Annotated in this window: 27 protein-coding genes and 2 pseudogenes; 10 read left to right on the top strand and 19 right to left on the bottom strand. The window is 42.4% G+C overall.

Going from position 1 to position 25,171, the window contains the following annotated elements; genetic code table 11:
* Window positions 1-359 precede the first annotated feature (359 nt).
* From PI95_RS08720 to PI95_RS08700, 4 genes and pseudogenes are all read left to right on the top strand, one after another.
* On the top strand, window positions 360-566 hold the full coding sequence (locus PI95_RS08720; RefSeq protein WP_039747391.1) for a hypothetical protein: 207 nt from the start codon (window positions 360-362) through the stop codon (window positions 564-566).
* 114 nt (window positions 567-680) lie between these two features.
* A pseudogene (locus tag PI95_RS35735) lies at window positions 681-1,268 on the top strand (asparagine synthetase B family protein); the annotation flags it as partial.
* Window positions 1,269-1,291: 23 nt separating this feature from the next.
* Entirely contained in the window at window positions 1,292-1,891 is a 600-nt protein-coding gene (locus PI95_RS37140; protein WP_336507190.1) for an asparagine synthase C-terminal domain-containing protein, read from the top strand.
* Window positions 1,892-1,924: 33 nt separating this feature from the next.
* Complete coding sequence (locus PI95_RS08700) at window positions 1,925-2,110, top strand: hypothetical protein (RefSeq protein ID WP_163518726.1); 186 nt, start codon at window positions 1,925-1,927, stop codon at window positions 2,108-2,110.
* Window positions 2,111-2,294: 184 nt separating this feature from the next.
* On the opposite strand, the gene psb34 is transcribed toward PI95_RS08700, so the two are convergent.
* The 5 genes and pseudogenes from psb34 to PI95_RS08675 all read right to left on the bottom strand — a co-directional run bounded on the left by psb34 (window position 2,295) and on the right by PI95_RS08675 (window position 5,655).
* A complete protein-coding gene (gene psb34 / locus PI95_RS08695; protein WP_039747392.1) occupies window positions 2,295-2,474 on the bottom strand; it encodes a photosystem II assembly protein Psb34 in 180 nt (59 codons plus the stop codon).
* Between the two features lie 171 nt (window positions 2,475-2,645).
* A complete protein-coding gene (locus PI95_RS37105) occupies window positions 2,646-4,706 on the bottom strand; it encodes a thiazole synthase (RefSeq protein ID WP_039747393.1) in 2,061 nt (686 codons plus the stop codon).
* 20 nt (window positions 4,707-4,726) lie between these two features.
* Complete coding sequence (locus tag PI95_RS08685; RefSeq protein ID WP_163518716.1) at window positions 4,727-4,942, bottom strand: hypothetical protein; 216 nt, start codon at window positions 4,940-4,942, stop codon at window positions 4,727-4,729.
* Window positions 4,943-4,954: 12 nt separating this feature from the next.
* Entirely contained in the window at window positions 4,955-5,296 is a 342-nt protein-coding gene (locus PI95_RS08680; RefSeq protein ID WP_039747394.1) for a hypothetical protein, read from the bottom strand.
* A 15-nt stretch (window positions 5,297-5,311) separates the two neighbouring features.
* Window positions 5,312-5,655 (bottom strand): annotated as a pseudogene (locus PI95_RS08675) (2Fe-2S iron-sulfur cluster-binding protein).
* Window positions 5,656-5,725: 70 nt separating this feature from the next.
* Here PI95_RS08675 and cimA point away from each other — a divergent pair.
* Entirely contained in the window at window positions 5,726-7,432 is a 1,707-nt protein-coding gene (gene cimA / locus PI95_RS08670) for a citramalate synthase (RefSeq protein WP_039747396.1), read from the top strand.
* 234 nt (window positions 7,433-7,666) lie between these two features.
* Here cimA and PI95_RS08665 read toward each other — a convergent pair whose 3' ends face one another.
* Window positions 7,667-7,900 (bottom strand): hypothetical protein, encoded by a 234-nt coding sequence (locus PI95_RS08665; RefSeq protein ID WP_039747397.1) that lies wholly within the window; start codon window positions 7,898-7,900, stop codon window positions 7,667-7,669.
* Window positions 7,901-8,060: 160 nt separating this feature from the next.
* On the opposite strand from PI95_RS08665, the gene PI95_RS08660 reads away from it, so the two are divergent.
* Complete coding sequence (locus PI95_RS08660) at window positions 8,061-10,256, top strand: NAD(P)/FAD-dependent oxidoreductase (RefSeq protein ID WP_039747398.1); 2,196 nt, start codon at window positions 8,061-8,063, stop codon at window positions 10,254-10,256.
* 333 nt (window positions 10,257-10,589) lie between these two features.
* On the top strand, window positions 10,590-10,931 hold the full coding sequence (locus PI95_RS08655) for a hypothetical protein (protein ID WP_039747399.1): 342 nt from the start codon (window positions 10,590-10,592) through the stop codon (window positions 10,929-10,931).
* A gap of 185 nt (window positions 10,932-11,116) precedes the next feature.
* On the opposite strand, the gene PI95_RS08650 is transcribed toward PI95_RS08655, so the two are convergent.
* Complete coding sequence (locus tag PI95_RS08650; RefSeq protein WP_039747608.1) at window positions 11,117-11,656, bottom strand: GAF domain-containing protein; 540 nt, start codon at window positions 11,654-11,656, stop codon at window positions 11,117-11,119.
* Between the two features lie 427 nt (window positions 11,657-12,083).
* Window positions 12,084-13,268: an NAD(P)H-quinone oxidoreductase subunit H gene (locus tag PI95_RS08645; protein ID WP_039747400.1), complete on the bottom strand. Its 1,185-nt coding sequence runs from the start codon at window positions 13,266-13,268 to the stop codon at window positions 12,084-12,086.
* Between the two features lie 225 nt (window positions 13,269-13,493).
* On the opposite strand from PI95_RS08645, the gene rsmH reads away from it, so the two are divergent.
* Window positions 13,494-14,381, top strand: a complete 888-nt coding sequence (rsmH, locus tag PI95_RS08640; RefSeq protein WP_039747401.1) for a 16S rRNA (cytosine(1402)-N(4))-methyltransferase RsmH — start codon at window positions 13,494-13,496, stop codon at window positions 14,379-14,381.
* A 530-nt stretch (window positions 14,382-14,911) separates the two neighbouring features.
* Here the strand turns inward: rsmH and PI95_RS08635 are convergent.
* The 4 genes from PI95_RS08635 to pgl all read right to left on the bottom strand — a co-directional run bounded on the left by PI95_RS08635 (window position 14,912) and on the right by pgl (window position 18,945).
* Window positions 14,912-15,955: an FAD-dependent oxidoreductase gene (locus PI95_RS08635; protein ID WP_336507189.1), complete on the bottom strand. Its 1,044-nt coding sequence runs from the start codon at window positions 15,953-15,955 to the stop codon at window positions 14,912-14,914.
* A gap of 82 nt (window positions 15,956-16,037) precedes the next feature.
* A complete protein-coding gene (locus tag PI95_RS08630; protein WP_039747402.1) occupies window positions 16,038-16,781 on the bottom strand; it encodes a M50 family metallopeptidase in 744 nt (247 codons plus the stop codon).
* A gap of 240 nt (window positions 16,782-17,021) precedes the next feature.
* Window positions 17,022-17,879: a double zinc ribbon and FHA domain-containing protein gene (locus tag PI95_RS08625; protein ID WP_039747403.1), complete on the bottom strand. Its 858-nt coding sequence runs from the start codon at window positions 17,877-17,879 to the stop codon at window positions 17,022-17,024.
* A gap of 340 nt (window positions 17,880-18,219) precedes the next feature.
* Window positions 18,220-18,945 carry a 6-phosphogluconolactonase gene (gene pgl, locus PI95_RS08620; RefSeq protein ID WP_039747609.1) on the bottom strand — a complete coding sequence of 242 codons (726 nt, stop codon included), beginning with the start codon at window positions 18,943-18,945 and terminating at the stop codon, window positions 18,220-18,222.
* Window positions 18,946-19,047: 102 nt separating this feature from the next.
* Here pgl and PI95_RS36715 point away from each other — a divergent pair, with 102 nt between their 5' ends.
* Window positions 19,048-19,182, top strand: coding sequence for a hypothetical protein (locus PI95_RS36715; RefSeq protein WP_268896692.1), 135 nt, complete (start codon window positions 19,048-19,050; stop codon window positions 19,180-19,182).
* On the opposite strand, the gene rph is transcribed toward PI95_RS36715, so the two are convergent.
* From rph to PI95_RS08600, 3 genes are read right to left on the bottom strand one after another with little or no spacing between them, the layout of a single operon-like run.
* Complete coding sequence (rph, locus tag PI95_RS08610; RefSeq protein WP_039747404.1) at window positions 19,157-19,900, bottom strand: ribonuclease PH; 744 nt, start codon at window positions 19,898-19,900, stop codon at window positions 19,157-19,159. The two genes, PI95_RS36715 and rph, sit on opposite strands and share 26 nt — an antisense overlap.
* Before the next feature lie 19 nt (window positions 19,901-19,919).
* Window positions 19,920-20,156 carry a hypothetical protein gene (locus tag PI95_RS08605; RefSeq protein WP_163518724.1) on the bottom strand — a complete coding sequence of 79 codons (237 nt, stop codon included), beginning with the start codon at window positions 20,154-20,156 and terminating at the stop codon, window positions 19,920-19,922.
* A 7-nt stretch (window positions 20,157-20,163) separates the two neighbouring features.
* Window positions 20,164-20,718, bottom strand: a complete 555-nt coding sequence (locus PI95_RS08600; protein ID WP_039747406.1) for a nucleoside monophosphate kinase — start codon at window positions 20,716-20,718, stop codon at window positions 20,164-20,166.
* Window positions 20,719-21,065: 347 nt separating this feature from the next.
* Between PI95_RS08600 and PI95_RS08595 the strand changes: the two genes are divergently transcribed.
* Window positions 21,066-21,602: a P-loop NTPase family protein gene (locus PI95_RS08595; RefSeq protein ID WP_039747407.1), complete on the top strand. Its 537-nt coding sequence runs from the start codon at window positions 21,066-21,068 to the stop codon at window positions 21,600-21,602.
* Between the two features lie 68 nt (window positions 21,603-21,670).
* Here PI95_RS08595 and PI95_RS08590 read toward each other — a convergent pair whose 3' ends face one another.
* From PI95_RS08590 to PI95_RS08575, 4 genes are all read right to left on the bottom strand, one after another.
* Window positions 21,671-22,111, bottom strand: coding sequence for a TIR domain-containing protein (locus tag PI95_RS08590; RefSeq protein WP_039747408.1), 441 nt, complete (start codon window positions 22,109-22,111; stop codon window positions 21,671-21,673).
* Between the two features lie 76 nt (window positions 22,112-22,187).
* Window positions 22,188-22,877 (bottom strand): dCTP deaminase, encoded by a 690-nt coding sequence (locus PI95_RS08585; protein WP_039747409.1) that lies wholly within the window; start codon window positions 22,875-22,877, stop codon window positions 22,188-22,190.
* 30 nt (window positions 22,878-22,907) lie between these two features.
* The gene (locus PI95_RS08580) at window positions 22,908-23,462 is read right to left on the bottom strand and encodes a deoxycytidylate deaminase (protein ID WP_039747410.1); all 555 of its coding nucleotides are present in this window, start codon (window positions 23,460-23,462) and stop codon (window positions 22,908-22,910) included.
* Window positions 23,462-24,958, bottom strand: coding sequence for a thymidylate synthase (locus PI95_RS08575; protein WP_039747411.1), 1,497 nt, complete (start codon window positions 24,956-24,958; stop codon window positions 23,462-23,464). Before PI95_RS08575 ends, PI95_RS08580 begins: the two co-directional genes overlap by 1 nt.
* Between the last annotated feature and the right edge of the window lie 213 nt (window positions 24,959-25,171).

Here is a 25,171-nt window from a genome sequence, read left to right as displayed (position 1 = left end):
TAGGGATTAGAAACTCTTTGCTGGAGACTAGAAAAAGAATTATTACCGATGTCTTCTCCCCAATCGGACAAAATTCAAAGTATAAAATTCCGTTTAGCAAATAGGAAATTTACTCTAATTTACGCATTGAAAAAATTCTCAACTATGAATTATAGATAATGCTAGCACTGGTAAGAGGTTAAAGTAGCATCCTCCCGACGACTGAAGAACCCGACGTATTGTATTCAGACTTTTGTTAGCGGTAGTGGTAACCGCACTATTAAAGTATGTAATTTAACAAATGTAAACTTATACGTACATTTATTGACACTTGCGATTTCTCGTTGTTACCCTGCTTGGGGTTATCAAGTTCTTAAAAGATGAGAGATCTCACCGATTATTACTCAAATTTCAATCAATATATAAAGCAAGATTTCCAGCAATATCGCTGTCAGGTCGATGAGTTTATGAGTCAAATTAATAAAATAACTAGTTCTGATGCTATTATTGGCGCTACTCATGAATTTATTCGCAACCGACAAGAAAATTTTGTTAATGAAGCAATAAATGAACACTTTGTTAAATAAATTAATAGCTTCTTAACTATATTTCCAAGTAACCGCTCAGACATCAATATCCCATTTTTACTGATGATGGAGGCAATCAAATCGCGAGGATAAGTTACAGAAACTTATAGTAACGAATTAGTTTTAGCTGGAACTCAGCGTTTGAAAATAGTTGATAGAGAACAAGCTATACAACCTATATTTAATCAAAGTGGTGATAAGTTAATTGTTTTTAACGGTGAAATATTTAACTTTCCAGAAATTAAGGATAAGCTACAAAGTAAATACCAATTCAAAACAGAAAGCGATACGGAAACTGTTCTTCATGCATTTGAGGAGTATAAAGAAGAATGTTTACACCTTTTTGAAGGTCAGTTTGCATTTGTAATTATCGATATTAAATAAAATCGCATATTTTACGCTCGCGATCGCATTGGTATTGTACCTTTATATTATGTTGAAAATCATAACTTACTTTACATAGCTTCGGAGTTAAAAGCGCTAACATTTTTAAACCAAAAAATTAAAGTTCTTCCCCCCGGACATTGGAAATCTCAAACGGGAGAACCCAAACGTTACTTTGTTCCTGAATATAATAATAAAAACTGGAAATTATCGGAGTTTATATTACAACTTCATGACACTGTTATTAATGCAGTCAAAAAACGGGTTAATACTGATTTGCCTGTTGGTGTTATATACAGTGGTGGATTAGATAGTTGAATTGTTTTAAGTCAAGCGATTAAATTTCACCCAAATCAAGTGCCTTCACAATTGGCACTGACAACAGTGAAGACTTTGAGATATCTCAACAGTTTTGTCGGCAAAAAGGCATAAAACAGATTGTTATTATTTTGGAAAAAAATGATTTAAAACTATCTCATGTAAAAGCTGCGATCGCTATCTCGGAATTAACCGAGTATGGGGATATTATCAATGCAGTCATAACCACTGAGTTGTATCGAAGAATTCATGCAGCAAATATCAAAGTTGTATTAGGAGGAGACGGTAGCGACGAACTCTTTGGTGGTTATGATATGTACGCACTAAATATTTCCGAAACCGAACTGCAACAATTATTTTTGCACAAATTGATGAACCTACACCGCACTGAATTGCAAAGAGTTGATCGGTGCAGTATGGCATTTAATGTGGAAACACGAGTACCTTTTTTAGATGGTGAAGTTGTGCAATTAGCTTTAAGTATAGAACATGACTGGAAAGTTAAAGATAAAGTCGAAAAGTGGTGCTTGCGAGAAGCTTTCAAACAAGAGTTACCAAACTACATTATCAAACGTAAGAAAAATCCTTTATCTCACGGAGAGTGGTTTGCACTCCTTGGGTGAGATTGTATAAAGTGTTCTTTGAACGATATTACAATGCTGAAAAATATTACTTGCACGATGCTATTCAAAAAGACTTTTCCTTTGTGCTGCACTTCCCAAGGATATCGAGTAAATCAAGCTATTGCTGCGACTGCTACACCAACAAACTACAGTCGAAGCTATTTGTTAGCTGAATTTCTCAAAGCTTCCGCAAGAAAGTTTATCTTCGCTAATATTTGAGATAGCGATCGCTCTTTTTATATGCATTACTTTGTCAATCTGTCAAGTACTATTTGCCCAAAAAATTAGGTTCCTCAAAAATTGGGAACCCGAAAAAGCCTAAAAATTAAGTTTTGTGTAGAGTACGCTTGCAACTTCATTTATGCAAGCTGAAAATGTAGGCTACTGTCAAAAAAACCGTTTATCAAGCCACACTGGAAACAGAGAAGGCTACGAAAATCAAGCCCCCAACCAAAACTGTAGCGGCAATTCCCAGAAAAATATAGTTGCGCTTTTGTCCGTCGCTGGGAGGTTCTGCTTGATATACCTTTGGTTCACGGGCAAAATTATTCAGACGACCGCCTTCTTCTGTTGTGTACGGCATGAATTGATTCCTACTTTGTGTTTGTTTATTTAATGTTACAGAAGTTTAAGATTTTACTTTTCACTTTTGATATAAATCTTTACATTTCTTAATAATTCTTATTTCTCTTATACTTATGAGTTTTGCATTCTTGTGGGGAAATTAATTTGTCTCTCCCCAACCCAAGCGTCCCTAGCTAGTGATTGTCCCCTGAAGGGGTGAACTAGCACTGGCATAATTTTTAATGGGCATTCTGCCGGCAAGATATGCCAGACGACCAGCGTATGCAGCCATATTCATCGCCTGCGCCATTGCTGCGGGGTTTTGAGAAAGAGCGATCGCGCTATTAATCAACAAAGCATCTGCGCCCATTTCCATCGCCTGCGCTGCCTCTGAAGGCGATCCAATTCCCGCATCCACCACCACCGGCACACCAGCATTTTCAATAATGATTTGAATATTCGCCGTTGTTTTCAGCCCTTGTCCAGATCCAATCGGTGAAGCCAAAGGCATCACAGTTGCACAGCCGGCTTCTTCCAAACGTTTCGCTAACATTGGGTCAGCGTTGATATAAGGCAATACAGCAAAACCTTCTTTCACCAGTTGTTCTGCCGCTTGCAGCGTCCCGATTGGATCTGGAAGTAAATATTTCGCATCGGGTATCACTTCCAACTTGACAAAATTATTATCTTCCTGTCCTAATAGCTTTGCCATTTCCCGTCCCAAACGGGCAACGCGAATCGCCTCTTCTGCGGTTTGACAACCTGCGGTATTCGGCAACATCCAGATTTTTGTCCAATCGAGTGCTTCAGCTAAATTTTCATGTCCTGGCGCTTTAGTTTGTACTCGTCGCACCGCAACAGTCACAATTTGGCATCCGCTAGCGATGATACTTTGCTGCATTTCCTCAACGCTGCGATATTTACCAGTTCCCGTCATCAACCGAGATTGAAAAGTTTTGCCAGCAATAATCAGGGGTGAATCAAGAGGGGGGGAGGGGAGGAGGGGGGGAGTGGGAAGTGGGAAGTGGGTAAGCATTGAAGTGGTAGTAGATGACTTAGCGAGAAATCGCGAATAGTTGAATTGAGTTAGCAGCGAGTCTGATTTTTGTTCGCAAATTAAATCGGCTATCAATGCCGCTGTTATCGGCGCCAGCAGAATACCATTACGGTAATGACCAGTAGCTAGTGTCAAATTTTTACAGTGACTAGTGCCAATAATAGGTAATTCATCGGGGGTAGCAGGGCGAAATCCCCACCATAATTCCTCAATCGGATAATCTTGTAATTGCGGATATAGGCGGATAGCTGCTTGTAGCAAGTATGATATGCCGGCTGGGGTGTTGTGAGGAGTGAAGCCAACATCTTCGCTAGTTGCGCCTAAGATAATCCGGCGTTCACGAAGTGTGCCGCAGGTATCGCGCCTTGGTACGATGTAAATATCTTGTCCGTACAAAATCCGTTTTAAAGGCAATTGTGAAGTAAATTCTGGCACTCGCAAACTCAGCATTTGCCCTTTTTTCGGACGCACGGGTAAGGGTAACAATTCATTCGACCAAGCACCCCCGGCTAAAACATACTGTTCAGCACGAATCAGCCCAGCGTTAGTTTGTACACCTAAAACTTGCCCTTGCTGCTGTTCAATAGCTTCAACTGTAACGCCTTCTTTGAGTTCAACGCCAAGGGACTCTGCTGCTGTCCACAATACCCGCGCTAAAGCTCTATTATCTACTTGCCCATCTTCAGGATACCACCACCCGCCAACTACTTCATCTGCCAATCCCGGCTGATATTGATGAATTGCCTCTTTATCTAACCAGTAAGCAGACGAGGAGGGGGAGTAGGGAGTAGGGAGTGGGGAGTGGGGGGATGGGGAAAATAAAGAAGTAGGAATAATTCCCCCTTGTCCTCCTTGTCCTCCTTGTCTCCTTGTCTCCTTGTCTCCAAGGAGTCCCCCTTCCCCATAAATCGGTGCTAAAATGCCGCAAGATGAGTAACCAGTATTTAAGCCTGTAAGGTCTTCTAGTTTGCGTGTCCAGTCTGGATATAAACGACGCGATCGCCTACACAAAGACTGCATCGCCTCACCTGAGATGTTTTCGGCATCTGGTGCTAACATCCCGGCAGCTGCGTGGGTTGCGGCAGCTTTAAAGTCGCGGCAAAGTACGGTAACATTGCAACTTCGCAATTTTAGTTCAATGGCGATCGCTAAACCAATAACGCCGCCACCGATAATTAAAACGTCATTATTCATTAGTTATTAATCATTAGTTATTAGTTCTTAGATACTAACAACTCATAACTCTGAACAAACACGGGGAATGGGGAATGGGGAATGGGGAATGGGGAATGGGGAATGGGGAATGGGGAATGGGGAATGGGAAAAAATGCGTTACCAATTACCTTTTTCCCAATTCCCAATTCTCTTTTTCCCAATTCCCAATGCCCAATGCCCCATGCCCAATTACCAATTCCCAATTCCCAAATCACTCCTTGTAGTTCCTACCATAAAGCGCGAACTGGTCCGCCGGAATTTGTATCAGTTGATTGGTCGGGTGATTGAGAATTATCAGGGGTTGGGTCTGGAGTGTTATCGGTTTGCTCTTGATTATTTTCGCTAGTTGACTCTTGAGAGTTATTCTGAGCAACGCTGTTGCGATTTTCGCCCTGATTTCTCGTGCCACTGCTATTAACATTAAGATTGGCAGGTAAGACTTCGGATCTACCCCTGACAGGTGGAGCGCTTGCATTTTGTCCACCCATAGGAAAGTTTATACCTAACAATGTACCTAGCAAAATTGCCAAGCCTCCAGCCATAAGAATTAGCGGTGTCCATCTACCCATGTTTTTATCTCCTTTTTAACCTTCTGCTGTCCACACTATTTGAGAACCTTGTCCCCAAAACCCATCAAATTTTGTTACTTTCACATCGCCTAAAACCTGAGTTTGGCTTTTCTTACGTAGGTTTCATGTAGGAGAATGGTAAGGCATGTGCGATCGCTCTTGGCATTGTCACGCCAATTAGCCGCTGACACTTCTCCTTCTACTTTGACGGCACAAGTACCACAACTGCCAATACCCCGACAGTTTATGAATGATGCGCCGCCATTGTAGAGGTCAATACCATTGTGCAGCAAAACTTTCCGTAAGTTTGCTTTCTTCTCGCACTCAATTGTTTTACCTTGAGCTAGTACCTTAGGCATTCAAATTTCCGAGCTGGCTTTTTGTTGTATATTGGCACATCGCTTTTCTAGTTGTCTCTATTGTACTTTTATGACCGAAAATCCCTCACCCCCACTTTGGATCTATGACACCACGCTACGGGATGGCACTCAACGCGAAGGGCTATCAGTGTCTATAGAAGATAAACTACGCATTGCTCGCAGGCTGGATCGGCTTGGTGTACCCTTTATTGAAGGAGGATGGCCCGGAGCAAATCCTAAGGATGTACAGTTTTTCTGGCAATTACAAGAAGATCCGCTAAAAGTAGCAGAAATTGTTGCATTTTGCTCGACCAGAAGACCAAACACCAATGCGGCAGATGAGCCAATGCTGCAAGCCATTCTTGCTGCTGGTACTCGCTGGGTGACAATTTTTGGTAAGTCTTGGGATTTACACGTCACAGAAGGTCTGAAGACAAGTTTAGCAGAAAATTTAGCGATGATTCGCGATACTATTGAGTATCTTCGCGCTAATGGTCGTCGCGTTATATACGATGCGGAACACTGGTTTGATGGCTACAAACACAATCGGGAATACGCTTTACAGACATTAGAGGCAGCAGCTACGGCTGGTGCTGAATGGCTCGTCCTCTGCGATACTAATGGCGGAACTTTACCACACGAAATTAGCCAAATTGTCCAAGATGTGGTAAAGGCGAATAGGGAATGGGTAATGGGTAATGGAGAATGGGTAATGGGTAAGAAACAATTACCAATTACCAATTCCCAATTACCCATTACCAATTCCCAATTCCCAGTCCCCCAAATTGGCATTCACACTCATAATGATTCAGATACGGCAGTTGCTAACGCCTTAGCCGCTGTGATGGCAGGGGCAAGGATGGTGCAAGGTACAATTAACGGTTATGGTGAACGCTGCGGCAACGCTAATTTGTGTTCTTTGATTCCCAATTTGCAACTGAAGCTAGGTTATAGCTGTATAGAAGAAAACCAGCTATCTAAGCTAACAGAAGCGAGTCGCTTTGTCAGCGAAGTTGTCAATCTTGCACCTGATGAACATGCCCCTTTTGTCGGGCGATCGGCATTTGCCCATAAAGGTGGTATCCATGTTTCAGCGGTAGAACGCAATCCCTTAACTTACGAACACATTCAGCCAGAACAAATCGGCAACCGTCGTCGCATTGTCATTTCCGAACAAGCCGGACTCAGTAACGTTTTGGCAAAAGCCCGCAGTTTTGGGATTGAACTAGATAAGCAAAATCCACAAGCACGGCAAATTCTCCAACGCTTGAAAGATTTGGAAAGTGAAGGATATCAATTTGAGGCAGCGGAGGCAAGTTTTGAGTTGCTGATGCGCGAAGGTTTGGAAAAACGTCCTTTATTTTTTGAAATTAAAGGCTGGCAAGTACACTGTGACTTAGTGGAAGGAAAAGAAAGTACCAGCGCTTTAGCGACAGTGAAAGTAACTGTAAACGATAAGGATATTCTCGAAGCAGCGGAAGGTAACGGACCGGTTGCGGCTTTGGATGCGGCGTTACGCAAAGCTTTGGTGAACTTCTATCCGCAAATTGGCGCTTTTGAATTGACAGATTACAAAGTGCGGATTCTTAACGGACATACGGGTACAGCAGCGAAAACCCGCGTTTTGGTAGAATCGCGCAATAGTCATCAACGCTGGACGACGGTAGGAGTTTCCACCAACATTTTGGAGGCTTCCTATCATGCGGTGGTGGAAGGGTTGGAATATGGTTTGTTATTGCATTCACAAGCTGAAGTAGCGCTGAATGCTTCTAGTTGAGGGTATTAGTTTTGTAGTCAGCGCTGAAGCGCTTCAGCGCTGACTACGAATTCTCACATAAATTTCTGACTTTTATTCCAACTTTACACTAGCTAAATTGCCAATCCCGAACAAGCATTTAACACTCCCACACCCACAGCACTCTTTGCGGCAATTTAGCAAAAGGCGCACCATAGCGACAGCTTAACTACTAAAATCTTTAAGATCGGTGAAAAAATCGGCAAGCGCTATCTTTTATGAGATAGTTTCCCAAGCTTGGGTGACTACTTGACTCAACCAGCGTCGTTGTTGCTTATCCAGCATTTGGTCATCTGCTAACACCTGAGCTGTTAATTCTTCTAAAGATTGACCTTGAGAGCGGACAATTTTAATTACTCCGGCGATCGCAGCTGCAACTAATTCTTCATCAACGGGGTTTTGTCGTAAGTTAATAATTTCTTGGGGACTGTGTGGGATGGGATAATTCATGGCGTGCGTTTACAGATAATTACAAAATGAAGAACGAATTTGACAAACTATTAAAGTTTCTTCACTGAATCTTTATTCGACCGATAGGGCGGAGTTTACCTTAATTGCTTCCTTTCTTAAATCTGTCTTAATGAGTAGATTCATCGCAAATGTCAGAAAAATGAAACAAATACTTTATTTAGAAATTCCCACTCCGGATACAACGGCTGTACGCGAGTGGTTGCAAGCAGATTTTCAACCAGATACTGGGGAAAAAGTACTCACCCCCTCAGGTTTACGTTTAAAGATTCCACATACTACAACGGATGAGGCAACAATTTCCGAAAAATTACCTACAGAAATTTCTGTATTTGTCTGGGCGGTACAGCGAACCACGTATTTAAAAGCTTTCCGTTGGGGAGATAAACCTTTCCCTCATGAAAGGAAAATCTTACAAAGCTTGACTAATCAAATCAGAAGCCGCTTTCCCCACCATTACCCGGAACCGCCACCAATTGATTTATCCAAACAATCAATTTTTTCAGCGCTAGCGCCTTATTATCCTCTCACCGTCAAGTATTTCCAGAAAATGCCCAAAGGTGAATATGACCTGCAACGCGCTTACTGGTGGGAACAACGATGGCGCGAAGGTGTGCGTAATCCCAAGCAACCGCGTGAGGTAATCTTTGAGGAGAGACAAGGGGACAGCGAGACAAGGGGACAAGGGGGACAAGGAGGACAAGGGGACAGGGAGACAAGGGGACAAGGGGACAACGAGAAAAATAGTAATTCTTTCCCCCCCTCCCCCACTCCCCCCCTCTCCCCCTCCTCCTCCCCCACATACGACCTAATCTACATCGGCGGTGCTTTAGGGGCGATTCATGCGGCGGTGATGGCGCAACTGGGGTATAAGGTGCTGTTAGTGGAGAGATTGCCTTTTGGAAGGATGAATCGGGAATGGAATATTTCTCGCGATGAAATTCAAAGCTTGATTAATTTGGGTTTGGTGACTCCCGCTGAGGTGGAATCTATCATTGCGCGGGAGTACAAAGACGGATTTAATAAGTTTTTTGATGGTAATAATCCTCCTAAGTTGCGATCGCCTATACTGCACACTCCCACTGTGCTAAATGTAGCCTTGGATTCCGATAAATGGCTGCAATTATGCGGACAAAAGCTCAAAGCCGCTGGCGGTGAAATCTGGGATGAGACAGAGTTTATCCGTGCAGATATTAGTAATACACAAGTAGTAATTAATGTCAAGCATTTACCCAGTCAAACTGAAAAGCAAGTTAGTGGGCGAGTGCTGGTGGATGCGATGGGAACTGCTTCGCCGATCGCTTGGCAATTAAATGGCGGTCGGGCTTTTGACAGTGTTTGTCCAACGGTGGGAGCAGTAATTGACGGTGGATTTGAGCCAGGGGCGTGGGATTCGCAGTATGGCGACGTTCTCAACAGCCACGGGGATATTTCGCGTGGAAGACAGTTGATTTGGGAATTATTTCCCGGAGCAGGTGAAGAATTGACGATTTATTTATTTCATTACCACGAAGTAAATCGGCAAAATCCCGGTTCGTTGCTGGAAATGTACGAGGACTTTTTCACAATTTTGCCAGAGTATCGACGCTGCGATATGGATAAGCTGGTGTGGAAAAAACCGACATTCGGATATATACCAGGATATTTTAGTGTGAGAAATGGCGATCGCAAAGTTGCTTTTGATCGATTATTAGCGATCGGTGACGCCGCTTCTCTGCAATCTCCCCTGGTATTTACCGGCTTTGGTTCTTTAGTTCGCAACTTGGAACGTTTAACAACACTTCTAGATGTAGCCCTCAAGCATGATTTGCTCAGTTTCCGACACCTGAACCAAATTAGCGCTTACCAAAGTAACGTTTCCGTAACTTGGTTATTTTCCAAAGGAATGATGGTTCCCACAGGGAAATTTTTACCACCGCAACGGATTAACTCAATGCTAAATACCTTCTTTGGGTTATTAGCAGACGAACCCCTAGAAGTGGCAGATAATTTCATTAAAGATAGATGCGATTGGTTCACCTTTAACCGTTTAGCACTAAAAGCAGCTCGCACAAATCCGGCATTGTTGCTGTGGATTTGGCAACTTGCAGGACCAAAAGATTTAATGCGGTGGCTGGGTAACTATTTTAACTTTGGTCGTTACGCCCTTAATAGCGCTTTACTGATTCGATGGTTTCCCCGCTTCCTCAAGCGAATCCAGCCTTGGCTAGAAACCCAAAATCCTGCATTGTGGTTGAGGTTGTTAGCACTTAACTACGCGCTCACCATTGGCAAACCGCGTGATCAAAATCAGGTAGCAAAACTCAGCCCGGAAGCGAGAATTCAAATTAGTCATTAGTTAGTGGATAGTTGTTAGTGGTTAGTGGATAGTGGTTAGTTGATGGTTAATGATTGTTGGTTGATAGTTGATGGTGAACCACTGCGTTGGGCGGGGATGCCGACTTGAAGCAAGTGGTGAACCCGAAGGGTTGATGGTTGTTGGTTATTGGTTGATGGTTGATGGTTGATGGTTGATGGTTGTTGGTTGTTGATTGTTCTAATAACAACTACCCACTAACGACTAACAACTAACCACTACCCCTGCAACAACCCACGACAAATGTGGACAGCCTTCATCCGAGGTTATCGTGGGGGATCGAGGATCTATTAAACAAGGCTGTCCACATAAGTCTTGGGAAGGACTCGCCCCAACCTCGGCGAAGCAGATTGGGGTACTTCACAGTATGACATTATTGCTGATACTCCCGACCCACAGGCGCGAATTGCTGTCAATGTGCCAAAAGAGTATTTTCAAATATTAATTAAAAAGCAAAATTTAGTTAAATATGACGAGTTCAAAAATAAGCTACCCGGTGATTTCAAGCCAAGAGAATCGGAGGATAGCAATAGTCCGAAAGCTTTTATCAAAAAACCACTTTCGACTACAACAATATGGATTACGAAAGATAATTTTTATCCTAAATATTACTGGTATCAAAACTCTACACTATACATGGTTTATTCATCAAGATAGTTGCCAATGACGGCAGGTGCTTCACTTGGGGAGACCCCAAGACCGCACTGCCTCCCCAATGCCCAATGACGGCAGGTGCTTCACTTGGGGAGACCCCAAGACCGCACTGCCTCCCCAATGCCCAATGACGGCAGGTGCTCCACTTGGGGAGACCCCAAGACCGCACTGCCTCCCCAATGCCCCATTTAACTTCCTAAAATACAAGAAGCGGTGGCGATATTTTGTGCTTTTTGTTGCATGAGTTCAATATCTGATGCTAACCAAGAGCGAGGTGCTTGACAGTGATGAGCTATTAGCAATCCCCATAATCCTCTAGGAATCAAAACTGGTACAACTAGGTTAGCGCGAACTTGTAAATTACGAAGAAAATCTCGGTGACAAGGCTGGATTGGTTCTAATTCTATATCAGCGATCGCTCTTACTCTTCCTGCTAAATACATATCCGCATATTCATTGTTAAAACAATCATCAGGTCCGGTTGAACCTAAAATTGACAATTCGCGATCGCTCAAAGATTCAAACGTTACTTGTCCGGACCACTTTCCATAAAAATAATACAAAACCACCCGATCAACCTGAAGTAACTCTCGGAGTTGGTTCGTTGTTTGTCTAACTAATGCATCCCGCTCGATTGTTTGAGAAAGGCGATCGAGTACTTTTTGTAAACCCCTGTCATGATGCCTATTTGAACTAGGGTCAAATCTGAAATGTGAATCAATTTCCACAGGTTCCAAATGACTGCTCAGTAAATATTCTTGAATTTATATGGTAACTTATCAGACCTCTATCTAAATAAATCCCTACCTGACAACAGCGATTAATTTTTTCTGCAATCATATTACCAGTTAACTGTTTTGGCAAATTTAAAATAAAAAATTAAGAATTTACAATAGCTACAAGGCAAAAATATAAATAAAATATAAAACTATCATTATTTTCCCAAAATCTCCGTCATAAACACTGTTTTTAATTATTATTTAATAAGAACTTTGAGTGTGTTAAAAATCACATTTATTTATGAACTAATATAATTACAATAATTGGGTTATGTTGAAATATTGCACTTTTTTTAAAAGTTACGAGGCAGCAGCCCCTATAATTGCGTTCCCAGGCTTGAGCCTGGGAACGAGAAACGAGAAAGAGGCTTATTGCCTATCTATCTACTGACCCCATGATGATGTCAATACTGCCGAGAATTACGACAATATCTGCTAACTTCACGCCTCGCAGTAAATGAGGTATAATTTGCACGTTGTTGAAATCAGCAGCGCGAATTTTCCACCGCCAAGGGAAGACGTTATCATCGCCTATGAGATAAATTCCCAGTTCACCTTTACCGCTTTCGACGCGGGAGTAAATTTCTCCTTTGGGAATTTTGAAGGTGGGGGAAATTTTCTTGCCAATATACTGGTAATCAAAAGCATCCCACTCGGATTTTTTACCAGCAGCCATGCGCTTGGCTTCTAAGTTCTCAAAAGGTCCACCAGGAAGTTTGGCGATCGCTTGACGAATAATCTTCACCGATTCGCGCATTTCTCGCATCCGCACGACGTATCGAGCGAAGCAATCACCCGCAGTTTCCCAATGCACATCCCAGTCGAAATCGTCGTAACATTCGTAGTGGTCAACTTTCCGCAAATCCCACTGCACCCCAGAAGAGCGTAACATCGGACCAGATAATCCCCAGTTAATTGCTTCTTCGCGAGTAATTGTACCAACACCCTCAACACGACGGCGGAAAATCGGGTTATCGGTAACTAAGCGTTCGTATTCGTCTACTTTTGGGATAAAATAGTCGCAAAAATCCAAACATTTATCTATCCAACCGTAGGGTAAATCAGCCGCGACACCACCAATCCGGAAGTAGTTGTGATTTACCATCCGATAACCTGTGGCAGCTTCCCACAGATCGTAAATTAACTCGCGTTCGCGGAACTGATAGAAAAACGGAGTTTGTGCGCCGACATCAGCCAAGAATGGACCAAACCACAGCAAGTGGTTGGCAATGCGGTTCAATTCCAGCATGATGACGCGGATGTAACTAGCGCGTTTGGGAACGGCAACATTGGCTAGTTTTTCCGGAGCGTTGACGGTGACAGCTTCGTTAAACATTCCCGCTGCATAGTCCCACCGACTGACGTAGGGGACGTACATAATATTAGTGCGGTTCTCGGCAATTTTTTCCATCCCCCGGTGTAGATAGCCGATGACCGGTTCACAGTCGATGACATCTTCGCCATCGAGTGTGACAATTAACCGCATTACCCCGTGCATTGAGGGATGGTGAGGTCCCATGTTTAGCACCATCGGTTCTGTGCGGGTTTCGATTCTTGCCATAAATTCAGTGTTCTCCCTGCTGCGCGTGAAAATTTAAAATAGAACCGCGTAAGTACCAAATCAGCCAACAAAAAAAATTTGGTGGTTCGTAGTAACGACTTCAGTCGTTAAATTGAGCGATTCATCGCTCACTACTCTTCGTGTAAATGCTCCTACAAGGTAAGTTAAAGAGGGTAGCGGCGGATGCGTGTTTGATGTTTAGTTTTGTTGCACATATTCAATTATATGGATCTTCAGATTGAGAAAATGGCGGCGCAAGAATTTTTTCATGTGCCAGTTTTAAGTCGAGAGGTAATTGAGGGTTTAGCGGTGCATCCTGGTGGACGTTATTTAGATGCAACCGTAGGTGGTGGGGGTCACAGTCGGTTAATCTTAGAAGCTGCACCAGATGCCCAATTGACCGCAATGGATCGAGATGAGGATGCTTTGATTGCCGCAAAAAAGCAATTAGGGGAGTTTGGCGATCGCATACAATTCATCAAGAGCAATTTTGCGGTTTACAGATTTCCTGCAAGCACTTACTCTGGTATTATCGCCGATTTGGGCGTTAGCTCTCACCATCTCGATACAGCGTCACGGGGTTTTAGTTTTCGCTCTAGCGCTCCTTTAGATATGCGGATGGATCGAGGACAATCGTTAACAGCTGCTGATGTGATTAATGATTGGGATGAAACAGAGTTAGCAAATATTTTCTTTACATACGGTGAGGAACGACTTTCGCGACGCATTGCCAGACGAATTGTCGAAAAACGTCCGTTTCAGACGACGACAGAGTTAGCTGAGGCGATCGCTTATTCTGTCCCCCCCAAATACCGCTATGGCAGAATTCACCCAGCTACTCGCGTGTTTCAAGCTTTACGCATTGTCGTTAACGACGAGTTAAAGTCTTTAGAAACATTTCTAGAAAAAGCCCCAGAAGCGCTTTTACCCGGTGGCAGAATTGTCGTTATCAGTTTTCACAGTTTGGAAGACCGTTTGGTGAAACACGGTTTGAGAAATTCACCGTTGTTAAGGGTATTGACAAAAAAGCCAATTACTGCTAAACAAGATGAAATTGTCAACAATGTGCGATCGCGCTCTGCGAAGTTGAGAATTGCACAGAGGAAGGAGTGAGGGTTTCACAAACGATAGACAAAAATGGACAGCCTTCATCTGAGGGTATCGTTGGGTATCGCGGATCTAAAAAACAAGGCTGTCCATTTTTGTCCAGGTTCAGTCCAAGGGCAGGGGAGGTGGGGTGGATATATAGCAATCCGTGGAGGAGTTGTGAAAAAAACGAACCATACATAAATATTTTCGCAAAGTCAAAAAGTTGATGAGTAACGAGTTCAATATTATACAAATATCATTTATAACAAGATGATAATTAATAATATTGTTTAATTCAAAAACTTTTTATGAGAATTTTTGACTTTTGATATCCAACCTTGATAGGACTTAAGAATATCTGAATAGGGAATTGTACTAGCAGATAATAATTCTCGCAAAGGAGGCACAAAAAACTGAGGAAATAGTTTATTCATCATCTTCGCAAGACTTTCCCTCAAGATAAATTCAGTAAATAAAGTTTTAGATGCAGGTATAACATTTGCGTCTAGTTCCCACAAGGCATATGCGTCTGGTCGCCGGCGGATAGTAAACTGCTATAGAGCAGTAGCCCATTGATCGGAATACTCATCTAAAAGGCTATCAAAGATTAGCACGTCTTCAAAAGCATTATTACAACCTTGACCAAGACTCGAAGAAACAGCATGAGCAGCATCTCCAAGAATTAGCACACTGTCACCATAATGATAGCGATCGCAGCGTGTTCTTAATTGTGTTCCTATCGGTCTTTTCAGGAAAGCTTCTGCTTCTTCTTCAGAAATTAGCGGCACAACCTCTGGCAAATTCTGCTGAAAGAATGCCATTACCTCTTCTTTAGTAGATAAATTAACTACTTTATTTGTCTTTTGTGGGAAGAATAAAATCCCAATAAACTTATCGTCTAGTTGAGGCACTATTCCAAAAGTAATACCTTCTTCTATTCTCCAGATATTAAGATAGTTTGCTTTTAAGTTTTTGCTTGTTTTTTCTTTGTTACTTAATAAGAAAACTGTTTTGTAGCAAGCATAAGCATACTCTTGCTGAAATTCAAAAAACTCGGTATTGAGAAGATGCGTTCTCACTATTGAACGCGCTCCGTCTGCACCGATCAATAGGTCATAATCAACCGTAAACTTTTCTGTCTGTTCTGGTACTGTTTCTTGAACTTTCTCAAATCTCAGAGTTTTACTTTCAAAATCAACACTAGTGCATTTGCAATCATAGTGAATTTCAACTTTCTTGTCGGATTTGTCAGTTAATTGTGACAAGAGAGCTATTAATATACTAGTTCGGTCAGTGTTAAATGAATATTTTCTTTTAGACCGATTCTCTAATATTTTATTTTTTTGATATATTATGCTGCCATGATTTTCTACACAAGTTGCTTTAACTGCTGCTTCTAACCCCTCTATTTTCCTCAAAGCTCTTAGTCCTCTATCATTGATGCCATAAGGAATAGTTCTAGAGTTAGCCAAAGAAACTTTTTGTAAGTCACTACGGCGTTCGTAGATTTCTATTTTATATTGAGTGCCGCGACGCAATAAATAATGTGCCAGTAAAACTCCAGCAGGACCAGCGCCAACAATAATAACTTTCTTCACGTTGCTCCCGAAAATACTTTGTAATTTAATATTAAATCTTTATAAACCAACGACACCGCTTTTTCATAGTTTTTCTTACCCATTAGCGCGAACGATAGGCAATGCGGAGACTTTGGACTAAGATGACGAGGGATGCGATCGCCATTAATCCACCCCAAAACCAATAAGGTAATAATAAGCGCTGTTGTATTTGCGCTGTATCTGAAAGTCCTAAGGGACCTGCACTATAGCTAAATAAATAGTCAAGTTGATGGTAAGTACTTACACAAGCTTGGACACCGAGAAATTGAATTGCAAATCCTTGTAACCAACGCGGTGCTTTAAAGGCGATCGCTAAGATAATTAAACCTAGTAGGGGAATTGCGATTAATCCAAAAAGCGATCGTACCCAAATTAATGTTGAAAGCAGTAAAAAACCACCTAAAATTTTTAAACTTAGCGTTGCGGTTTTGAAACTACGCGAAGCCAAAATTAAAGCAGATCCAGCGATCGGTGGTCCCATTGGTCCTGCGGCTGCTACTAGTGCCGGTCCAATTGGTGCTAAAGATAAAGACATGGCATAACTTGCTACACCTGATCCATCGCCAAAAATTTCTAATTTCCGAAATTGTCCTCCCAAAAGCAGCGCCATCAAGCCGTGACTCATTTCGTGAAACCAAGTTGCCAGGATGGTAAATGGGTATAAAATGTAAGCGCCTGCGGGTAATTGCCACAAGATAATTGTGGCGATCGCCGCTGCAATTAGCCAGGTAAGCCCCATACGGTCAACAGCAGACGGGGCTTCATTTTTGAGCAAGGGTTCAAAATCTTTCCAACGTTCGCTCATGGGTCACTTTCCTTAAGGTAATTATCCTAACTGCATCATAGTGTAGTTTCATCTATGCTAACTGTCTGTTTAAGGTGTTTCATTCCTTGATTGAATTGCTCGTAGTAAGCGTTTTAACGCGCTTGTTGGGCAATAAATTGCCCACTACGAAGCTCAACCAGGAGTCTTAAAGGATTGGGATTTTACGCCAGAAAGGGGAGATTGCCTTGAGCGGAAAGTGTCCAGTATTAATGAGCGAGCCTAAGATATTTGAAACAGGAATGTTACCATGTCTCCTTTACCCAGGCTAATGCGATCGCCTGGTCGCAAGCGGTGTCGATTTCCTGGTAACAATGGCAAATTGTTAATGTAAGTGCCATTAGAACTACCTACATCTTCGATATAGTGAGCGTCTCCCTCAACGCGAATATCTGCATGAATCCGTGATACTATTTCAGAATTAGTAAATCCTGATACATCCACATCCGGGGGAATGCGGTCGTTTTGTTTGCCGATATGAATCACGGAGAGACTTTGCGGCAATTCAATTTGTCTATCGCTTTGGACGTGAACTAACCGCGCTGTTACCTGTTGTAATTGGGTTCTGGCGACAGTTGCGGGTGCTGCGACCGGTTCTGGTGCGGGTGGTACGGGTTCCGGGGCGGGTGGTGCGGGTGCGACCGGTTCCGGCGCAGCTGTGATCGGTTCGGGTGGTGATGCGACCGGTTCTGGTGGAGCGGCGATCGTTGGTGGTGGTGCTGGTGGGGTGCTGCTTTCTGGGGGTGCTGCCACCGCTGTTGGTGGTAAAGGTGAGGGAGCAGGCTGAGAATTGGGAGTTGCGCTGACTCCTAAGGGATCTGGTCGTAAAAGTTCTAACAGTGGGTCAGGCGTAGCTGACGGCTGTACTTCCAAGGGTATTTCCGGCGCGACGGTTGGTGCAACTGCTGCGGCTGCGCTTTGGTGCAGGTTATAACCGCACTGACCGCAGAAAGCTGCATCTGCTTGTACGGTTGCTCCACAGCTGGGACAGTTACTTGTCGTTGGTAACGGAGTGTAACAAGCTTCACATTGGACAGCGCCGTCCGGGTTGGGGTGATTGCAGTTAGGGCAGACGATCATCGATTTAAGCCTTTGTTCAAGATCATCGTAAAATAATGCTGGTAAGCAGAGAAAAATCCGCTCTCAAGGAACAGGAAAAAAGCGATAGCTTTTGGTTTTACCAATTACTTACTGAAGGATGAAGTGTCAGCAAAATAGTATAAAACAACACGAATGTTATTTTATCAAGAATTCAGTTTTTCAAAAGCCAGAATGAGCGGATGAATTCTGTGCGAAGCTGCGAATGAATGGGTTTAAGACCCCCGCTTATACAGGCAGTTTACATAATGTCAGTAGAAAACTCTACTTGTATTACATTCTGAAAGACTGAATCCACAAGAACTGAATTCTGTTTCATTCTTCATCCTTGTTTTAGTTCCTGCGCTGCTGCCGCATCCAGCAGCCACCAAAGTTCTCCTTGGGGTTGAATTAAGCGAGATGGATAAGTAAAGTCTGAAGCATTGGGTGCGAAGACTTGAGCTAAAGCTGGGCGTTTATTAGCCCCAGCGACAACAAACATCACGCATTCAGCAGCATTAATGAAGGGGTATGTGAAGGTTATGCGGGGGTTTCCGTCTTTGTTGCCCACAGTAATCAAGCGATCGCTTACTTTTAACGCTTCTGTGTGCGGAAACAAAGATGCGGTATGTCCATCATCACCCATTCCTAGCAATATTACATCCAAGGAAGGAAATTCTCCAGGCGAAGTCCGAAAAAATTCTTGCAGATGCTTTTCATACTTGGCTGCTGACACCGCTGGATCGCCATCGAGAGTCGGGGTGCTGTGAATATTCGTTGCTGGGATATCAACGCGATCTAACCACGCACGACGCGCCATTAATTCGTTGCTATCGGGGTGATCTGATGGGACATAACGTTCATCTCCCCAAAAAACATGGATTTTATCCCATGTCAGTTTTTGATTAGCGATCGCTTCATACAACGGCTTAGGTGTGCTACCGCCAGATAAAGCGATTGTAAACCGTCCCCGCTCTTGAATAGCAGTTTCCAGCTTAGATAAAATCAATTCAAGCGATCGCGCAATTAACGCTGCTTGATCCGATAGAACTTCAACTTTTTTGCTCATGACTTCATCCTCACGTTGCCGGCTTCTGTGCAATACAATAGCGAAATTTTGACAATCCTCCTTTTTACCTTTTGAAACTCTTAACATCATGGGGAGTGGGGAATGGGGAATGGGGAGACAAGGGGGACAAGGGGGACAAGGGGGACAAGGGGGACAAGGGGGAATTTCTTCCCCAATGCCCAATTACCAATTACCAATTACCAATTACCAATTACCAATTCCCCAAAAACAAGCTAGGATCGGCAATCACTTCTCGTTGCGCGATTAACAATTGCTGAATTCCTTTTTCAGCGAAATCTAGCAGCTGATTTAACTGGATACGGCTAAAGCTGTTTTCTTCCGCAGTTCCCTGAATTTCGATTATCCCCATGTCTTGATTCATCACGACGTTGAAATCCACATCAGCGGCTACGTCTTCGAGGTAGTTTAGATCCAAAAATGGCTCTCCTTGCAATAACCCGACAGAAACTGCTGCTACTTGTTTTACCAAAGGCGATCGCTCTAACGTTCCTTGCTGCAATAATTTAGAAATCGCATGAGCTAACGCCACAAACGAGCCTGTAATCGCTGTTGTTCTAGTTCCTGCGTCTGCTTGCAACACATCAGCATCTATAGTCAACGTTCGTTCTCCCAACACCTCCAAATCAACCGCTGCCCTTAAGCTGCGTCCAATCAAACGTTGAATTTCTTGCGTTCGTCCAGACAATTTCATTAATTCCCGTTCTTGCCGTTGCTGCGTAGCTCCTGGCAGCATTCGATACTCCGCAGTCAGCCAACCTTTGCCAGTTCCTTTTAAAAACTTCGGCACTCCTTCAGTCACACTAACTGTACAAAGTACCTGAGTGTCACCGCATTTTGTCAGCACCGAACCGGGTGCAAAGCGAGTGAAACCGGCATCAAAGCTGATGGGACGGAGTTGGTAAGGTTGCCGACCGTCTGGACGCTGCCAAGCCATTTAAGTTGCCTCAGAACTTTTATATAGAATACTGTAGACCTGCCTTGAAAATGGGATCGGGGGGAATGGGGAATTGGGTAATGGGGAATGGGGAATGGGTAATGGGGAATGGGTAATAGAAAGAAAGAATTGTCCCCCTGTCCCCCTGTCTCCTTGTCTCCTTGTCTCCTTGTCTTTTTGTCTTTTTGTCTCCTTGTCTCCCTTGTCTCCCTTGTCTCCCTTGTCCCCCCACTCCCCCACTCCCCCCCTCCCCCACTTTCCTCTTACGAAACTGACACAAGAGTGAGAATATTTTGCTCTACCATCTCTGGTAACTGATCGCCGTTGATAGTTAATAGGCGACGACGGCGATCGTAATATTCTAAGATGTTCATAGTGCGATCGTAGAATAACTCAACGCGGCGCCCAACGATTTCGGGTTGGTCATCCGGAAGCGATCGCCCATTAGAGCGAGTAACCATAACCGCTTCTGGTACTTGTAAATAAATTGCCCAATCTAACTTTTGCTGTAAATCGTCCAATAAAAAATCCAATTCTTCAGCTTGGAAAGCTGTACGGGGATAACCTTCTAACACCCAACCACTGTTGATATCATTTTTGTTCAGCCAAGTTCGGATAAACTCGATCGTCGTTTCATCTGGGACTAACTCACCTTTTTCCAGATATGGCTGCACATGGCGACCATTACTGCTTATATTAGCGATCGCCTCCCTTAAAATTTCGCCTGTGGAAATCAACGGAATATCAAAGTGTCTGCAAAGCCTTTGCGCTTGAGTGCTTTTTCCCGAACCTGAACCTCCCAAAATCACAAATCTCACAAATACTCACTCCTCATATTGTCAAATTAATAACCAACAATAATCTGTTTTGCCCAAACAAACAGGCAATATAACATTTAGTAATTTTCAGCTACAGTTATAGCTTTTTTAATTGCTCTAAACTTGACGATACGTGTTCTCATTTTGACAATTAATGAACTGACAACAAGCAATAATATAAATCTTAACTAGTCTTGACTTTAGCGCAAACGTAGTGATTGACTATAAATCGAGTTGGCAAATACACCACACTTTATTAAAAATAGCTTGATTGTACAAGCAGAGTTGCCAGAAAAAACCGACCGCAAAAGCGCTTTAATCATTTGTCTTTTATTTAACATCACATCATGGTTGCCCAGTTAGAATCCAAAAACGTAAATTCGACTTTTAACTTACCATATCCAGTTGAAGGACTAGTACAAGTTTTCACTAGCTCGTATCGTAACTTTTTTACTAGCGTTATGGCTCAAGCACTGAGAATTGCCGGTCAAGGCACACCAGTGTTAGTAGTGCAGTTTCTCAAAGGTGGTATTAATCAAGGACACCAGCACCCCATACAGTTGGGACAAAACTTAGATTGGATTCGCTGTGATTTGCCACGTTGTATCGATACACCACATTTAGAAGATACTGAAATCCAATCATTACAAGATTTGTGGCAACATACACAAAAACTAGTTTGTGAAAGTAAGTATTCTCTCGTAGTCTTAGATGAGTTAAGTTTGGCGATTAACTTTAACTTAATTCCCGAAACCGAAGTTTTAGCCTTTCTCACAAAACGCCCTGCCAATGTCGATATCATTCTCACAGGACCAGAGATGCCAAAATCTCTTCTAGATGTAGCAGATCAAATCACAGAAATCCGTCGCAGTCATCGACCTTAATTAAAGCCGTATATTGAATAGCTCAAAACTTAAGTGGAAGAAGACGGTGCTGGCAAGAATTATTTTATTTACTGTCTTCTCCACTGTTTCAAAACATTCTCAAGTTGAGTTAAAGCATCTTGATAGTCGCTGAACTCGATTTCAGACAATACAGTGGGGATACCGCGTGGGAATCTGGATACAACCTTGTGTTTTTCATATAAGAGAATAATAGGAATGCCTTTGCTTTCGGCGTAAGCTAGTTCCATACCTACGCCAAAAGCAGGAAAGCCAAGGTAAGCTATGATTAAATCTGAGGTGGTGACTTGGTGCTTGTCAGTCTCAAAAACATGGCGAGGACTGATATTAGGATGATTGATGGGGTCGGTGTTTATATGCGGAACATAAGCCAGAAATCCTATTTCCTCGCAAAGCAAGCCAATAGCTTCATAGAAAGCTTTAATTACTGCTGGGTTCTCAACACCTGTCAACGCACCAGATATGTATACACGCGTTTTAGCTGCATTCATATTTTCTTATTTAATCAGGTAGATTTTGCTGATTTCAATTTGACAACCATACTTTATCTTGAGAATAATGAGGAATTTATTTAGATTTTATTTGATCGTAAACAAAGGGACTAAATAATGCTAGAAATGCTGCTAAAGCAGATCCCAACTCTGGATTTTTTAAAGAAATTGAAACACCAACAACTAAAACAATTCCAGTCAAAGAAAATATGACTATATTACGATTGATATTTTCTCTTTTTTGCTTCTTTTTCTCTTGCCTGGATATTTCTATGAGTTGCTGCCATAAGTCATCCCTGTCAACAGGTCGTCCGAGAGGTACTTTAGATTCAGATTCTACTTTATAAAAACAAACTGTACAGAAAGAATCTCTAAATCTAAGTTCTACAGAGCTATCACGGTAGTTGTGAATTGAAATTAAAAGCTTGCCTGTCCATCCTGGATCTATGGTAGTAGAAATGTGAGATAAACCATACAGAATGGCTCTTGTAGCCATTGCATGTATGGTAGCTCCGACTTCTTTAGAAAGACTCACAGACTCTAAAGTTTCAATGACTACAGTATCATTGGGTTCAATCTCAATTCCCTTATCTTGTTCTATATCAAATTCCCGCTTATTCTTCCATGAGAATCCTTTTACTCCTACTCTCAAGTCATAACCAACAGGAGTCAAATACTTGTCTTCAAATGGATCTATAAATATTCCTTTTGTTGAGTTATTTCTTCTCTCCTCTATTTGTTGTTTGATATCTGTATCACTAAACATAGTAAAGCGAAAATAATGGTATCTTTGAGTTTATCGAATTTGTAACATGTCAGAACCTACAACAGATGTAGAAAATAGCAGGAATAAGTCAGTTGCTCTTTTTGCTGTAGATTCAGACAGTTTAACCTGCTTGAGAATAACTAAGCCTTCATTAACAAAAGAATCTCGCACCAAAGCTTTTTCTCCAGCGTTGAAAGCAGTTTCGTAAAAAACTTCTTTAATTCCTGCTGAAATAATTAATTTTAAGCAAGATAGACAAGGTTCTAAAGTCACGTAAATACTTGCACCATCAGTGGAGATACCATGTTTGGCTGCTTGAGCGATCGCATTCGCTTCAGCATGTACGGCTCTTGATGGTAAAGTCTTGCTAGCATCGCAACTACTCAATCCCGGATAGCAGTATCCTTGAGTTGTACAATGAGCCGAACCTGATGGTGAGCCATTATAACCCGTTGCAACAACTTGCTTATTTTTAACAATCACAGCACCCACCGGAAAAGCAAGGCAAGTTGAGCGAGTAGCTGCAAGTTTAGCCAACATAAGAAAGTATTCATCCCACGTTGGTCTTTGGTCATCACAAGCCATTATTTACTATCCTGAACGTATTGCTTACCTGTTTTCAAACACTCAGCTGCCTTGTTTAATTCCATTCCCAAATATCCAGCATGATCTGGACGTATTGACGGTGAAGCTGCACAAATTTCTCTAATTAATTTCAAGGCATCAAAACCCGAATAACAACCCACAACTTCACCACTACCAGGGGTTGTGTGCGTAACAACTATCTTGCTTTCGTCCAGTTCTATTAAAAAGTTTCCGGCTGGATCGTAGTAATCTATTTTTCTACAAATAGTGGCATATTGTTTTTGAATCAACTGTTCGGCATTACTCCAAGTATCGTCATATATATGAGCTGACTGACTGATGGTGATTAATGGTCCCATTTTCAAGTCATATTTAGAACGCTCTTGCATTTCATTTCTAATATGCTGTTGTAAAGCTCTTAATCCCATTGCATTCGCTACCCATGCAGCAAACATATCATTACTTCTGAGAGTCGCAGTTAAAGATAATTCATTATCTACAACTCTGAGCCAAATGTGATTAAGACATGGACTTCCACCTTTATCGTGGTCTTTCACGTCCCATAAGTTCATTACTGCACTAGCAGCATCAATTTCTCCAATCAACTTTTGAATTACTTGCTCAATTTGGTCACGTCCAAACCAAGAACGTAAACGTTGACCGTATGTATATTTCAACCCTTCCCGATATGGTGCATCATCTAAAATCTGCGAAATGTATTCTTGAAGAAAATTGCGGTCAACCGGTAAATAATTCGGTTCTGGAAAATAAAAGTCTTCTGGTTCATCAGTCACAACTGCCATCAAATCAATTAATTCTTGCCATTGTCCATCATAGCCAGTTGGTCTAATTGTTCCTGTCGTCTTAATTCGATGGATTATTTTTACCCAAGTTTCAGCTATTGTTTTACCTTCTATTCGGTGTCCGTAGCGCGGTCCTGGTAAAATATTCGGTTGAACAGTGGACAGTGGAAATTCTAATTTGTTACCCCACGCTTCAAGCGCTTCGGATTGGGCATAAAATTTAACTCGATCAACTGCTTCAGTGATAGATTTAGCTTCGCAATACTTGACAGATTCCCGTAGTTGTTGTAAAGCAGTAGCTTCAACTTCAAGATCAATATATCCAGGAATAGCTGAACGAATTACCCAGCAGCGCAACCCGGTGTCACACACACCCTCTTCAAAGCCGTTGCGGAAAAAGTCCAGCAAGCACTCTCCAGCACCGGCATTTTTGTCTTCCTTTGTGGCGTTGAGAACAACTAAAAAGCGAACATGGGGATTATAAAGCAAATTGCGAATCAGTAAGTTTATCCCCCTTGTGGGTGAATATAGCTGTCCGATAACAGCATACTCGCTACTGTCCAGGTGTTTAGCGATCGCCTGCTTTACTGTCCACCCTGTAATCACTGCTGTCTGACCTAAACCATAAATAAGCTGGTTGGGCTTGTACAGTGCTTTATACTCAAATTGGGTTGCCTTACCCGCTAATGTCATGGTTGGTTGGCTATAAAGTCAAAAAAAACTAGCTTGGTTAACATACCACGTTAGTCTGTACAAGTCGAATTAATATGCGCCAAGTATTTTAGAAAAGTTTAGCTGCACCAATTATGCCTACGTACAGGGCGACAGCTTAATATTTCTTTTCCTACTACACAAAGTGCGCGATCGCTCCTAAACGTTTGATCGGTTCATTATCATATCTCTATC

Source organism: Hassallia byssoidea VB512170, assembly GCF_000817785.2.
In the GTDB taxonomy this organism is placed as follows: domain Bacteria; phylum Cyanobacteriota; class Cyanobacteriia; order Cyanobacteriales; family Nostocaceae; genus Hassallia; species Hassallia carrinoi.
Note: the sequence above shows the minus strand (reverse complement) of the source record. Positions and strands in the feature narration are given on the sequence as shown.